This window comes from Planifilum fimeticola, assembly GCF_003001905.1.
GTDB lineage: Bacteria > Bacillota > Bacilli > Thermoactinomycetales > DSM-44946 > Planifilum > Planifilum fimeticola.
In genome coordinates, this window is sequence record NZ_PVNE01000010.1 from 58,705 (window position 1) to 72,331 (window position 13,627).

Consider the following 13,627-nt stretch of genomic DNA (forward strand, 5'->3'; position numbering starts at 1 on the left):
AATTCCTTGTCACGGCCAAAAGTGGGGCTCGCTTTGGGATCGGGTGCCGCGCGGGGTCTGGCCCACATCGGGGTGCTGAAAGTGCTGGAACGGGAGGGGATACCGGTCGACGCGATCGCCGGGAGCAGCATGGGCAGCCTGATCGGGACGGTTTACGCCAACGGGGCGGATCTGGCGATGATGGAACAGTTGGCGATCCATTTGAAGCGGAACCAGTGGCTCGATTTTACCTTTCCGCGACGTGGATTGATCACCGGCGACCGGATCCGGGAGCTGGTCCGGCTCCTCACCCATGGAAAGAACCTGGAGGATTTGCGAATTCCCACCTCCGTGATCGCGACGGATTTGACCAACGGCGAGCGGGTGGTTTTCACGACGGGGCCGATCGACCTGGCGGTGCGGGCGAGCGTGTCGATTCCCGGAATTTTTGAGCCGGTGGAATGGGAAGGGCGGACCCTGGTGGACGGGGGCGTCATCGACCGGGTGCCGGTTTCGGTAGTCCGGGAGATGGGGGCCGACGTGGTGATTGCCGTCGATGTGATTCCGCCTACGGGCGGGCTCAAAATCCGAAATATTTTCGACGTGATTGCCCAATCCTTAGAAGTGATGGAAAGGCAAATCACCAGCCCGCAAATTTTGACGGCCGATGTGGCCATCTACCCCGAGCTGTCCGATATCAGCCCGACCGCATTCACCCGGGTTGAGGAGTGCATTCGCCGGGGGGAGGAGGCCGCCCTTGCCAAACTGGAAGAAATTCGACAGGTGATCGGCGAGGTAGTGCCGCATGGAAAAAGGTGGAATCCGAATGATCCGTAGAAGGTGGGGAACCCTCGGGTTCGCCGTCCTGCTTCTCGCGATTGCCGCATGGTTTATACCCACTCCCTATTTCGTGCTCCGCCCCGGCACGGCGGTTCCCGTTCTGCAACTCGTCAACGTGGCCGGGGGAGACCTTCGCGAGAAGGGGCAGTTTTTGCTCACCACGGTCAGCGTCAGCGAAGCAAGTGCGCTTCAGTACCTCTTTGCCTGGATGATTCCCGGGAGCAGTCTGGTGCCCCGGGAAAAACTGCTGGAGCCCGGGGAAAGCTCGGATGCGTACCGTCTCCGTCAACGGGAGTGGATGCTGCTCTCGCAACAGAACGCGATCATCGCCGCCTTCCGTTATGCCGGGCGGCCGGTCGAGGAGTTTCTCCTGGGAGTGAAGGTGCTTCGAACCTTGTCCGGCATGCCTGCCGAGGGCGTCTTGGCTTCCGGAGACCGGATCGTGGCGTTGGACGGCCATCCGATCCGTACCGTTCCGCAACTGCTCCGCGTCCTGGAGGGGAAGCGGGAGGGGGAATCGGTCCGCATCAGCCTGTGGCGGAAGGGGAGGAAATTGGAGAAGAGGCTCTCCCTGGTCCGGTTTTCCCGATCCGAGGGAGGACATGTGGGGATCGGCATCGTTCCGGTGACGGAGCGCCGCATCCAAACCGATCCCCAGGTCCGAATCCAGGCCGATCACATCGGAGGTCCCTCCGCCGGGCTGATGTTCGCCCTTGAAATCCTCAACCAGTTGACCTCCGAGGATTTGACGCGGGGGCTGAAGATCGCGGGCACCGGCACCCTCTCGGCCGAAGGGGAGGTGGGACAGATCGGCGGGGTGGAGCAAAAGGTGATGGCCGCGGATCGGGAAGGAGCCGACCTCTTCTTTGTCCCCGCCGATGTCCATCCCGGGGATTCCAACCAGTTTAAGGCGGAGGCGGTCGCCCGGGAGATCGGCAGCCGCATGAAGATTGTCCCCGTTCACTCCCTGGAGGAGGCCGTCGGCTATCTGAAACGATTGAAGGAAGAGCGAGCAAAGGTGTCGAACATTGACACACCCGCCAACTTGGCATATAATAACCCTGTTTTGGTGGCCCGGGCGGGTGCCCTGTGAGGTGTATAAGCCATGCGTCTCTATCTGCCGGAAATAGTCCGGGCAAACAAGCCCCTGGTTCGTGAGGAAACGATTGAACTGAGGGGGATTGAACGGGAAGTTCCGCAACTGGTACGGCTGGATCCCGTTTGGGTTCGTGTGACGGCATCGGAAGAGAGCGGTCTCTTTCACGTGCATGCCGAGCATCGGACCCGGGCGAGCCTCACCTGCTCCCGCTGTTTGTCCCCCTTCGAGAAAACCTTGTCGGGGCAGTGGACGCAGGAATTCACGAATCGGGCGGACCGGGCGGATCAGGATCAGATCTGCTTTGTCGAGGGAGATCACATCGATCTGACTCCCTATATTCGGGAAGCGGTTCTTCTTGAGCTTCCCTACGCACCTGTCTGCCGGGAGGGGTGCAAGGGTCTGTGTCCCGAGTGCGGCGTGGATCGAAACAGGGAGACCTGTTTGTGCCGCACCGAGCGGATCGACCCCCGGCTCGCCGTATTGAAGGAACTTCGAATCCCCGAGGATTGACGGGGCTTTTCGATCAAGGGGAGGTGATTCAGGTGGCGGTACCTTTCAGGAGAACGTCCAAAACGCGGAAACGCAAGCGTCGCACCCATTTCAAACTGTCCGTTCCGGGGATGGTGCGCTGCCCCCAGTGCGGCGAGTGGAAGCTCGCCCACCGGGTCTGCAAGGAGTGCGGTCATTACAAGGGCGAAGAAGTGGTGGAGAACTGATGGAAGCGGGGAACCGGAGCACAGGCCGGCTCCCCGCTTCTTTTTATGGATCTCCTCTGCCCGTGGGCGGCTTGTTTTTCAGAGGGGTTTTGTATATACTGAATTGGGACTTGGTATTAACACGTGGTCCTAAAAGGGTGGTGAACCCGGCAGTGCGACTCCCCAAAAAGGAACGGCAGCGGCAGTTGAAACTGGCGCTTCAAGCCAACCCTTTCCTCACGGATGAGGAGATGGCCCGGCGACACGGGGTCAGCGTCCAAACCATCCGCCTGGACCGGATGGAGCTGGGAATCCCGGAACTGCGCGAACGGATCAAGGACATGGCTGAAGGGAATTTTGACCGGATCCGTTCCCTGGCTCCGGAAGAGGTGATCGGCGAGATCGTGGATCTTCAGCTGAATCGAAGCGGCGTTTCCGTACTGGAGATTCGCGAAGAGCATGTGTTTTCCCGCAACCGGATCGCCCGGGGGCATCACCTGTTTGCCCAGGCCAACTCTCTGGCCGTCGCCGTCATCGATGCGGATGTGGTGCTCACCGCATCGGCGGCGATCCGGTTCGTGCGACCGGTGCATCTGGGGGAAAAGTGCATTGCCAAGGCCCGCGTCGTCAAATCCACCCCTCACCGGATTCAGGTGGACGTGGAGACCTTTGTCAACGAGGAGAGGGTGTTTCAGGGAGTGTTCGACATGTACCGCTCCAGGGAGGAGAAAGGCAGGAAGTGAGGAGGAGAAGGAATGCGGATTGCATTGGACGCCATGGGCGGTGATCACGCTCCGAAGGCGATCTGCGACGGAATCCGCTCGGCGGCTCAGGAGTGGAGGGACGACGAGTTCGTTCTGATCGGTCCTGAAGAGGTTCTGCGGCCGCTTTTCGCGGACGGGTTCCCGTCCAACGTACGGATTTTGCATACGGCGGAATGGATTGGACCGGACGAAGAGCCGGTGAAGGCCGTCCGACGAAAGAAAGGATCCTCCTTGGTAGTCGGTTGCCAACAGGTGAAGGAGGGGGAGGTTGACGCCTTCATCAGCGCGGGGAACACCGGCGCGTTGATGGCGGCGGGCCTCTTATATACCGGTCGGATTCAAGGGATCGACCGGCCGGCGCTCGCCCCGATGTTTCCGAGCGTATCCGGCAGGGGAACGCTGGTGCTCGACGTGGGGGCCAACCCCGATGCCAAGGCGCATCATTTGGCGCAATACGCACTGATGGGAAGCATCTATTCCGAAAAGGTGCTGGGATTTGAAAACCCCCGGGTGGGTTTGCTCAATATCGGGACCGAGGAGGGAAAAGGGACCGAGCTGATTAAAGAGGCTTACCGGTTGATCCAGGAATTGCCGATCCATTTTGTGGGAAATGTCGAGTCCCGGGACATTCTTCACGGCGTCTGCGACGTATTGGTTTGCGACGGATTCAGCGGGAACATCCTCCTCAAGACGTCGGAGGGCGTGGCCAAGGCGATTATGGACCGGCTCAAACAGGAGTTCACCCGAACCTGGTGGAACAAGCTGGCTGCGGCGGTGCTGAAGCCGGGTCTCAAGCGCTTCGCCCGGGAGATCAATTACAAGGAACACGGCGGAGCTCCCCTGTTGGGGCTGTCCGGTCCGATCATCAAGGCGCACGGTTCCTCGGATGCCAAAGCGGTCTTTCACGCCGTCCGCCAAGCCCGTCTGTTCGTGGAGCGGGGGGTTATCCCGCGGATCACCGAGGATTTACATAGAATCGAGAGGGGCTGAACAGCTTGAAACCGGTGGGGATCATCGGGACAGGTTCATATCTGCCGGAGAAGGTCTTGACCAACAAGGATTTGGAAACCATGGTAGATACGACGGATGAATGGATCGTCAGCCGGACGGGAATCCGGGAGCGGCGCATCGCCGCGGAAGAGCAGGCCTCTTCCGATCTGGCGGTGGAAGCGGGCCGCAGGGCGCTGGAGGCGGCGGGAGTGACGGCGGATCAGCTGGATTTGATCATCGTGGCCACCGTGACTCCCGACATGATGTTCCCGGCGACGGCCTGTCTGCTGCAGGACCGCCTGGGGGCGAAAAGGGCGGCCGCGTTCGACCTGTCCGCGGCCTGTTCGGGATTTTTGTACGGCATAGCGACCGCGACCCAGTTCATCCAAAGCGGCATGTACCGGTATGCCCTGGTGGTCGGTGTGGACTGCCTTTCCAGAATCACCAACTGGGAGGACCGGAACACCTGCGTGCTGTTCGGCGACGGAGCCGGAGCGGTCGTTTTGGGGCCGGTGGAGGAGGGACGCGGTTTCCTCTCCTTTGAACTGGGGGCCGACGGGTCCGGCGGGGATTTGCTGAAGCAGCCTGCGGGCGGATCCCGCATGCCGGCGAGCCGGCACACGGTGGATGAGCGCCTCCACACCATTTCCATGGCCGGCAGGGAGGTTTTCAAGTTTGCCGTCCGCGTGATGGGAAATGCTGCGGAGGAGGCGCTCTCGAAGGCGGGGATGACGAAGGAGGACATCGATTTCCTCGTGCCCCATCAGGCCAACATCCGCATCATCGATGCCGCCGTCAAGCGGTTCGGACTGTCGGAGGAGAAGGTGATCGTCAATCTGGACCGCTTCGGCAACATGTCCTCGGCGTCCATCCCGGTGGCCCTGGATGAAGCGGTGCACCAGGGACGGATCAAAAAGGGGGATACGCTGGTTTTGGTCGGCTTCGGCGGCGGTCTGACCTGGGGGGCGGCGGTGCTGAAGTGGTCGATGGACACCTGATGGATGCGTGCTGAGAGGAGGGGAGAGAAACATGGGGAAAACGGCATTTCTTTTTCCGGGCCAAGGCTCGCAGAAAGTGGGGATGGGGCGCGATCTCGTCGAGGCGCACCAGGGAGCCCGGGAGATTTTCGACAAGGCGGATGAGGCTCTCGGCTTTTCCCTGTCCGGGCTCTGTTTTGAAGGACCCGAGGAGAAGCTCCGTTTGACCGCATATACCCAACCGGCCATACTTACCACCAGCATCGCGCTGTACACGGCCTTTTCCGACGGGGGAATCGTCCCGGTTCTGGTGGCCGGGCACAGCCTGGGCGAGTACTCCGCCTTGGTGGCGGCCGGTTCGCTGGACTTTGCCGATGCCGTCCGCATCGTACACCAGCGGGGGAATTTCATGGAAGAGGCGGTTCCCGCAGGAAAAGGGGCCATGTCCGCCGTGATGGGCCTTGACCGGGAAGAGCTGGAGCGGGTGTGCCGCGAAGTTTCCCGGGAAGGCCGCGTGGTGGAGCCCGCCAACCTGAACGCACCTGGACAGATCGTCATCTCGGGGCACAAGGAAGCGGTGGAGGAAGCGGGAGAGCGCGCCCGCCAAGCCGGTGCCCGACGGGTGATTCCGCTGGCGGTGAGCGGTCCCTTCCACTCCAGCCTGATGAAGCCGGCGGCAGAGCGCCTCTCGGAGGTGTTGGCCGGCGTGACCGTGCTTGATGCATCGGTTCCCGTGGTGGCGAACGTTTCGGCCCGTCCGGTGACGGAGGCCCGGACGATCCGGCAATCCTTGATCGATCAGGTGGCCTCCCCCGTGCTGTGGGAAGACAGCGTCCGCTGGATGATGGAACAGGGAGTGGACACCTTCGTGGAGATCGGTCCCGGAAACGTGCTGACGGGTCTGGTGAGAAAGGTGGATCGCCGGGTGAAGGCCCTGTCGGTGCAGGATGTTCCCTCCCTGGAAAAGGCGCTGGCGGAACTGAAGGGTTAGTCCTTGGACGCAATCCTGACCTAAAAGGAGGAATGTTCCCCATGTTGTCCGGAAAAGTGGCGATTGTGACCGGCGGATCCCGGGGGATCGGACGGGCCGTTTCCATCGCCCTGGCCGACGCGGGCGCCGATGTGGCCATCGTGTACGCGGGTAATCGGCAGGGGGCGGAAGAGACGGTTGCCGAAATCGAGAAGCGGGGTCGCCGGGGAGTGATGATCCAGGCGGACGTTTCCCAGGCGGACCAGGTGGATTCGGCGGTAAAGCAGGTGCTTGACGCCTTCGGGCGAATCGACGTTCTGGTGAACAACGCCGGGATCACCCGGGACAATCTGGTTCTCCGAATGAAGGAGGAGGATTGGGACCGGGTGATCGACACCAATCTGAAGGGGACCTTCCTCTTCAGCAAGGCGGTGATCCGGACGATGATGAAGCAACGGTCCGGACGGATCATCAACATCAGTTCGGTGGTCGGGGTGAGCGGAAATCCGGGGCAGGCCAACTACGTGGCGGCCAAGGCGGGGGTGATCGGCATGACGAAGTCGCTGGCCCGTGAATTGGCCAGCCGCGGGATTACGGTGAATGCGATCGCTCCGGGCTTCATCGAGACGGATATGACCGCCGTATTGGGGGATGAGGTGCGCGATCAAATCATGAACCAGATTCCCCTCGCCCGGTTCGGCTCTCCTGAGGATGTGGCGGCGGCCGTCCGGTTTTTGGCCTCGGACGATGCCGGCTACATCACCGGTCAAACCCTGCATGTGGACGGCGGAATGGTGATGGTTTGAACCCCGTTCCCGTTGAAAGGGGGGATGCCGCCTTCATATCGCCGAAGGAGGGGAAATTGTCTTCTTGTACCCTCACCTCTGTTTTTGCTAATCTTTAAGAGGTGTATCCCTTATCACCATAAAGGGGAGGTGAACGGAGATGTCCGATACGCTGGAGCGCGTGAAGCGCATCATCGTCGACCGGCTGGGCGTGGATCCGTCACAAGTGACGCCGGAGGCGTCCATCAAGGAGGATCTGGATGCCGATTCCCTCGACGTGATGGATCTGGTTCTGGAGCTGGAAGATGAGTTCGGTTTGGAGATTTCCGATGAAGAGGCGGAAAAGATCTCCACGGTGGGAGATGTGGTTCAATACATCGAATCTCATCAGAAGTAAGTCAGGCAAAAAGTCCCGTCGTGTTTCAGCGCGGGACTTTCTCCCTGTCCTTAGTATGATGAAGTTTTCCGATTCATTTTGATGACGAAAGGCGGTAGCCGAAGTGAGACGGGTAGTGATTACCGGAGTGGGAGTCATCTCCCCGATCGGGAATGATCGCTCCACGTTCTGGAACAACTTGACCGCCGGCAAGTCCGGAGTGGGGCCCATTACGCAGTTTGACCCCAGTGATTTTCCGGTTCGGATCGCGGCCGAAGTGAAGGACTTCGATCCTCTGGACTTTTTGGATCGAAAAGAGGCGCGGCGCATGGATCGATTCGTTCAGTTTGCCGTGGCCGCGTCCCTGATGGCGTTGCAGGATGCCGGTCTGGACATGTCCAAGGAGGATCCCGACCGGGTCGGTGTCTACATCGGGTCCGGAATAGGCGGATTGTCCACCTGGGAGGAGCAGCACAAGATTCTGCTGGAAAGGGGTCCGAAGCGCGTCAGCCCCTTTCTCATCCCGATGATGATCGCCAACATGGCCTCCGGACAGGTGTCCATCGCCACCGGGGCGAAGGGGCCCAACAGCTCCGCCATTTCCGCCTGTGCGACGGGCACGCACTCGGTTGGTGACGCCTTCAAGATCATTCAGCGCGGCGATGCCGATGTGATGATCGCCGGAGGCGCGGAAGCCACCATCCGGCCGCTCGCCTTTGCCGGTTTTTGCGCCGCCCATGCTTTATCCAAGAGAAACGAGGAACCGGAAAAGGCGAGCCGTCCCTTCGACCGGGAGCGGGATGGATTCGTGATGGGTGAAGGGGCCGGAATTCTCATCCTGGAAAGCCTGGAACACGCCCTCAAGCGGGGAGCGTCGATCATCGCGGAAGTGGCTGGCTACGGGATGACCGGAGACGCCTACCATCTCACGCAGCCCGCTCCGGAAGGGGAAGGGGCAGCCCGGTCCATGTCCCGGGCGATCCGAGATGCCGGTTTGAAACCGGAAGAGATCGACTACATCAACGCCCACGGAACTTCGACGGAATACAACGACAAATTTGAGACGATGGCCATCAAGAAGGTGTTTGGTGAACACGCCTACAAGCTGGCTGTCAGCTCCAACAAATCGATGATCGGCCATCTGCTGGGAGCCGCCGGCGGTGTGGAAGCGATCGCCACGGCGCTCACCCTGAAGGAGCAGGTGATCCCGCCGACGATCAACTACGAGCATCCCGATCCCGATTGCGATCTGGACTATGTCCCGAACGAAGCGCGGCGGACACGGGTGCGGGCAGCCCTGTCCAACTCCCTGGGGTTTGGCGGTCACAACGCGACGCTGGCGTTGAAGGCGTTTGACGACCAAGAGCGGAACCAGGGGTGACCGCGATGGACCTGACCGGACTGGAAAAACAGCTCGGAATTTCGTTCCGAAATCCCGAGCTGTTTCGCCAAGCTTTCACCCATACCTCCTTCGCCCACGAACGGCGGGACGGAGACGCCCCCGACCACAACGAGCGTTTGGAGTTTCTGGGCGATGCGGTGCTGGAACTGCTCGTTTCGGAGCATCTGTTTCACCGGTATCCCGGGAAGAACGAGGGGGACCTGACGAGGATGCGGGCCCGGGTGGTCTGCGAGCCTTCCCTGGCCCAATTTGCCGAAGAGTTGGGTTTTGGTCAGCTCGTCCGCCTGGGAAAGGGGGAGGAGATGACCGGAGGCCGCAGGCGCCCCGCCCTGCTGGCGGATCTTTTCGAGGCTTTTGTCGGAGCCCTTTACCTGGATCAGGGATTGGAGGGGGCGAGACGGTTTCTGCAGAAGGTCGTCTTTTCCCGGATCGACGAAGCTTGGCTGTCCCGGATCGTCGACGCCAAAACGCGTCTTCAGGAAGTAGTCCAGCAGGAGCGGACCGGTTCCCTGACCTACCGGATCGTCGATGAATGGGGGCCTGCCCACGATCGCCACTTCGTGGCGGAGGTTCTCCTGGACGGGCGGACGTTGGGACGGGGAACGGGCCGTTCCAAGAAAGAAGCGGAGCAGGAAGCGGCAGCGGTTGCTCTGAAGGAGCTGGATCCCGGATTTTAAGGATGGATGTAAGACCACCGAACCCCGATGGAAGGTCGGTGGTTTTCCCGTTTTTTTGCTTGGAAAGGATTCCGGATCATTCCGGAGAAATGGAAGAAGAGGGGCGTGCGATGCAAGCGACTTATGCCGATTTTGAAAAGATCGAGATGCGGGTGGGCAGGGTGGTCCGGGCGGAACCCTTCCCCCGGGCGAGAAAGCCCGCTTACCGGTTGTGGATCGATTTCGGTGCGATGGGCGTCCGCAAGAGCAGCGCCCAGATAACCAAGTTGTACAAGCCGGAGGAACTGGTCGGCCGTCAGGTGATCGCCGTGACCAATTTCCCGCCGCGTCAAGTGGCCAATTTCATGTCGGAGGTGCTCGTCCTCGGCGTGGTGCTGGAGGACGGGGAAGTGGCCCTGATCGGCCCGGACCGGGATGTACCCCCGGGAAGCCGGATCTTGTAGGCAAAGCGCATGCCGGAAAGGAAGGGGGGAGAGGAGTGCATCTGAAAAGGCTTGAAATGATCGGCTTCAAATCCTTCGCCGATCGTTCGGAATTGGAGTTTGTCCCGGGCGTGACCGCCATCGTGGGACCCAACGGCAGCGGCAAGAGCAATGTGACCGACGGCATCCGCTGGGTGTTGGGGGAGCAGAGCGCCAAGCTGCTGCGCGGCGCCAAGATGGAGGATGTCATCTTCTCGGGCAGCGAGACCCGAAAGCCGGTGGGGTATTGCGAGGTATCCCTCACCCTGGACAACTCCGATCACCGGTTGAACATCGACTTTTCCGAGGTGACGATCACCCGTCGGGTGTATCGCTCGGGGGAGAGCGAGTACGCCATCAACCGCAGGCCCTGCCGGCTGAAGGATATCACCGAGCTGTTCATGGACACGGGCATCGGGAAGGAAGCCTATTCGATGATCGGTCAGGGACGGATCGACGATATCCTGAGCACCAAGTCGGAGGATCGGCGGGCCATCTTTGAAGAGGCGGCCGGGATTGTCAAATACAAAACCCGCAAGCGGGAAGCACAGCGGAAACTGGAAGCGACCGAACAAAACCTGGAACGGATCCGGGATTTGATCAGCGAGCTGGAAAACACGGTCGGACCCGTCGCGGAACAGGCGGAGAAGGCCCGTCGATACAAGGAATTGCGGTCTCGGCTTGAGCAGACGGAAGTGGGCCTGTACGTACATAAGATTGAGGATCTCCACCGCAAATGGCAGGAATCAAAGGGGAAAGCGGAGGAGCTTGAAAAGCTTCATCTGGAGCTTTCCACCCAGCTGAGCGCCCGGGAGGCCGCCCTGGAAGAGCTTCGGTTGCGCCTCAGCCGTCATGAGGAGGAGATGGACCGCCGACAGGGAGAACTTCTCCAAATCAGCGAGGAGCTGGAGAAGGCGGAGGCGCGCCGGGAGGTGGTGGAGGAGCGGATCCGAAACCGGGAAGCGACCCGAGACGGACTCCTGTCGAGAATCCGCGAACTGGAGGAAGAACGGGAGCGCCTGAGGGGCGAATGGGAACGGATCCAGGCGGCATGCCGCCTCAAGCGGAAGGAACTGGAGGAGTCCGAAAATCGCCTCAAACAGCTGGAACAGAAGTTGTCCTCCGCCGGTGACGATGCCGAGAGCCGCCTTCACCAGCTGAAATCCCGCATGTACGAGCGCTCTGCGGAATTGGCATCCCTCTCCAGCGAAAGCCGGCGCCTGGAAGAGGCCCTGGAAGAAGAGGATCGTCGCCTGGCAGCCTTGTCCCGCCAAGATGAGGATTTGATGAAAGAGGCGGCCGGTTTGGATCAAAAATCCGACGCCCTCCGGCGGGAAATGGACCGGGTGGCGGCCGACTTGAAGAAAGCGGCCGACCGCTACCGGGAACTTTCGGGGGAGCTCGAAAGGGTGTCCTCCGATGTGGAAGCCGCCCTCGGCGAGTTCCGGCAGGCCGAGGAAGAGTGGGGCCGACTCCGTTCCCGGCACGACCTGGTGAAGGAGATGGAGTCGGAACACGCCGGCTTTTTCCAGGGAGTCAAGGAAGTCCTCAAGGCCAGAGACCGGGGCGAACCGGGGCTCGCGGCGGTTCGCGGCGCCGTCGCTCAGCTGATCCGCGTTTCCGCCGAACATGAAGCGGCGGTGGAAACGGCTCTGGGAAGCGCTCAGCAGCACCTGGTGGTCGAGGACGAGGAGACGGCCCGCCGGGCGATACTCTTTCTGAAAAAGCGGCGCCTGGGACGGGCGACCTTTCTCCCCCTCGATGTGATCCAGCCCCGCCTGATTTCGCCGGAGGATCGCGAGCGGTTGGAGGGCGTTTCCGGATTTGTCGGGATCGCCGCCGATCTGGTCGAATGCGATGCGGCGGTCCAAAAAGCGGTCCGGTTCTTGTTGGGCAACGTCGTCGTCACGCGCACGCTGGAGGATGCCAACGAGGCGGCGCGGCTGCTCAGACACCGCTACCGGGTGGTCACACTGGAGGGTGACGTGGTGCACCCGGGGGGATCGATGACGGGGGGGAGCCGGCAGGCTTCCAAGACCAATCTGTTGAGCCGTTCGCGCCAGTTGGAGGAGCTGGGGCGGGAATTGGCCCGTCTCGGCGAAAAGCGGGATGCCCTTCGTCGTCGGGTGGAAGAGCTGAAAGACCTGCGGGAGGATGTGGAGAGGCGGATCGACTCGATCCGGGAGCAGGGGGAAAGCCTTCGCCTGCGGGAACAGGAACTGAAGGGGAGCGAGCGGGAACTGGCCGCCGAACGCCGGGCCTTGGAGGAGCGAATCGCAAGCAACCGGTCGGGGCAAGAGGAATCCCGCTTGCGGAAAGCGCGGTTGCAAGACGAGATCGAGGGATTGTCGGAGCGCCGCGCGCGGCTGGAGCGGGAGCAAAGGGACGCAAGCGAGCTGATCCGCAATCTGGAAAGGGAAGCGGAGCGGCGCGCACGGGAAAAGGGGGAAACCGATCGCCTTCTGACCGAAGGGAAGGTGGCGGTGGCCCGATTGACCCAGGAAGTGACCAACCTGGAGGAAAACGCGGAGCGGGCCCGTCGGGAGGTCGCCCGGATCGAGGAACAGCTGGTTCGTTCCCAGGAGGAAAAGGAACGTTTGGAGGAGGAGATCCGCGCGCTTCGCCAGGAGGTGGATCGCCTGTTGGAACAGGCCTCCGAACTGCGGAAGGCCAAGGCCTCGGCCCAGGAACGGCACGCCGAGGTTCGGAAAGAGCGGGATCGCCTGTACGGCGAGCGGGAGATCGGCGAGGGGGAGGCCCGCGAACTGCGGAAATCCCTGCGCCGGCGGGAAGAGGAATTGCGTCAGCTGGAAGTGCGGGTCAACCGGCTGGATGTGGAGCTGAATCATCTGCTTCAGAAACTGGCGGAGGAGTATGAGCTCAGTTTCGAATTGGCGCGCCGCCGATACGGCATTCCTGAGGATCCCGCCGCCGCCGAAGGGGAGGTTCAATCCCTCAAGCAGAGAATGGCCGCCCTCGGTGAAGTGAACCTGGGGGCGATCGAGGAACACCGGCGGCTGACGGAACGCCTCACCTATCTGAAGGAGCAGCAGCAGGATCTCGTCGAAGCGAAAAACACCCTGTATGAAGTGATCCAAAATATCGAGCAGGAGATGGCGCGCCGCTTTTCGGAGGGCTTCGAAGCGATCCGCCAGGAGTTTCAGGAAGTGTTTCGGCACATGTTCGGCGGCGGCCGGGCCGATCTTTATCTGACGGAGCCGGAGAATCCCCTGGAGACGGGAATCGATATCGTGGCGCAACCTCCGGGTAAAAGGCTGCAGCACCTGAGCCTTCTGTCCGGAGGGGAACGGGCTCTGGCGGCGATCGCTCTCCTGTTTGCGGTCCTGCGCGTCAAACCGGTGCCCTTCTGCGTGTTGGACGAAGTGGACGCCGCCCTGGATGAAGCCAATTTGGCCCGTTTTGTCCGTTACCTGCGGGACTTTTCCCGAAACACCCAATTTATCGTGATCACCCACCGGAAACAGACGATGGAGGGGGCCGACGTCCTGTACGGAATCACGATGGAGGAATCGGGGATTTCCAAGCTGGTTTCGGTCAAACTGGAAGATGTGGCGGAGGAAAGCGCCGTGACAGCAAACGGATGAAACGGAG

General features: G+C 61.3%; 14 protein-coding genes. All 14 read left to right on the forward strand.

What is annotated here, in order from left to right:
* Positions 1–6: 6 nt before the first annotated feature.
* Positions 7–816 (forward strand): patatin-like phospholipase family protein, encoded by an 810-nt coding sequence (locus CLV97_RS07865; protein WP_106345039.1) that lies wholly within the window; start codon positions 7–9, stop codon positions 814–816.
* Positions 806–1,912: a SepM family pheromone-processing serine protease gene (locus CLV97_RS07870; RefSeq protein WP_170070407.1), complete on the forward strand. Its 1,107-nt coding sequence runs from the start codon at positions 806–808 to the stop codon at positions 1,910–1,912. The genes CLV97_RS07865 and CLV97_RS07870 overlap by 11 nt, the downstream gene beginning before the upstream one ends.
* 12 nt (positions 1,913–1,924) lie before the next feature.
* Positions 1,925–2,428 carry a YceD family protein gene (locus CLV97_RS07875; protein WP_106344977.1) on the forward strand — a complete coding sequence of 168 codons (504 nt, stop codon included), beginning with the start codon at positions 1,925–1,927 and terminating at the stop codon, positions 2,426–2,428.
* 32 nt (positions 2,429–2,460) lie between these two features.
* Complete coding sequence (gene rpmF / locus CLV97_RS07880; RefSeq protein WP_106345040.1) at positions 2,461–2,634, forward strand: 50S ribosomal protein L32; 174 nt, start codon at positions 2,461–2,463, stop codon at positions 2,632–2,634.
* A 152-nt stretch (positions 2,635–2,786) separates the two neighbouring features.
* Complete coding sequence (gene fapR, locus CLV97_RS07885) at positions 2,787–3,356, forward strand: transcription factor FapR (RefSeq protein ID WP_245891432.1); 570 nt, start codon at positions 2,787–2,789, stop codon at positions 3,354–3,356.
* 12 nt (positions 3,357–3,368) lie between these two features.
* Positions 3,369–4,367 (forward strand): phosphate acyltransferase PlsX, encoded by a 999-nt coding sequence (gene plsX / locus CLV97_RS07890; RefSeq protein ID WP_106344979.1) that lies wholly within the window; start codon positions 3,369–3,371, stop codon positions 4,365–4,367.
* Entirely contained in the window at positions 4,364–5,365 is a 1,002-nt protein-coding gene (locus CLV97_RS07895; RefSeq protein WP_106344980.1) for a beta-ketoacyl-ACP synthase III, read from the forward strand. Before plsX ends, CLV97_RS07895 begins: the two co-directional genes overlap by 4 nt.
* Before the next feature lie 31 nt (positions 5,366–5,396).
* Complete coding sequence (fabD, locus tag CLV97_RS07900) at positions 5,397–6,335, forward strand: ACP S-malonyltransferase (protein WP_106344981.1); 939 nt, start codon at positions 5,397–5,399, stop codon at positions 6,333–6,335.
* A gap of 41 nt (positions 6,336–6,376) precedes the next feature.
* Positions 6,377–7,120, forward strand: a complete 744-nt coding sequence (fabG, locus tag CLV97_RS07905; RefSeq protein WP_106344982.1) for a 3-oxoacyl-[acyl-carrier-protein] reductase — start codon at positions 6,377–6,379, stop codon at positions 7,118–7,120.
* Between the two features lie 139 nt (positions 7,121–7,259).
* On the forward strand, positions 7,260–7,496 hold the full coding sequence (locus CLV97_RS07910; RefSeq protein ID WP_092040090.1) for an acyl carrier protein: 237 nt from the start codon (positions 7,260–7,262) through the stop codon (positions 7,494–7,496).
* Between the two features lie 103 nt (positions 7,497–7,599).
* Positions 7,600–8,856: a beta-ketoacyl-ACP synthase II gene (gene fabF, locus CLV97_RS07915; protein ID WP_106344983.1), complete on the forward strand. Its 1,257-nt coding sequence runs from the start codon at positions 7,600–7,602 to the stop codon at positions 8,854–8,856.
* A 5-nt stretch (positions 8,857–8,861) separates the two neighbouring features.
* On the forward strand, positions 8,862–9,554 hold the full coding sequence (gene rnc / locus CLV97_RS07920) for a ribonuclease III (RefSeq protein ID WP_106345041.1): 693 nt from the start codon (positions 8,862–8,864) through the stop codon (positions 9,552–9,554).
* Between the two features lie 110 nt (positions 9,555–9,664).
* Positions 9,665–9,997, forward strand: coding sequence for a tRNA-binding protein (locus CLV97_RS07925; protein WP_106345042.1), 333 nt, complete (start codon positions 9,665–9,667; stop codon positions 9,995–9,997).
* 35 nt (positions 9,998–10,032) lie between these two features.
* Positions 10,033–13,620, forward strand: coding sequence for a chromosome segregation protein SMC (gene smc / locus CLV97_RS07930; protein ID WP_106344984.1), 3,588 nt, complete (start codon positions 10,033–10,035; stop codon positions 13,618–13,620).
* Positions 13,621–13,627 lie beyond the last annotated feature (7 nt).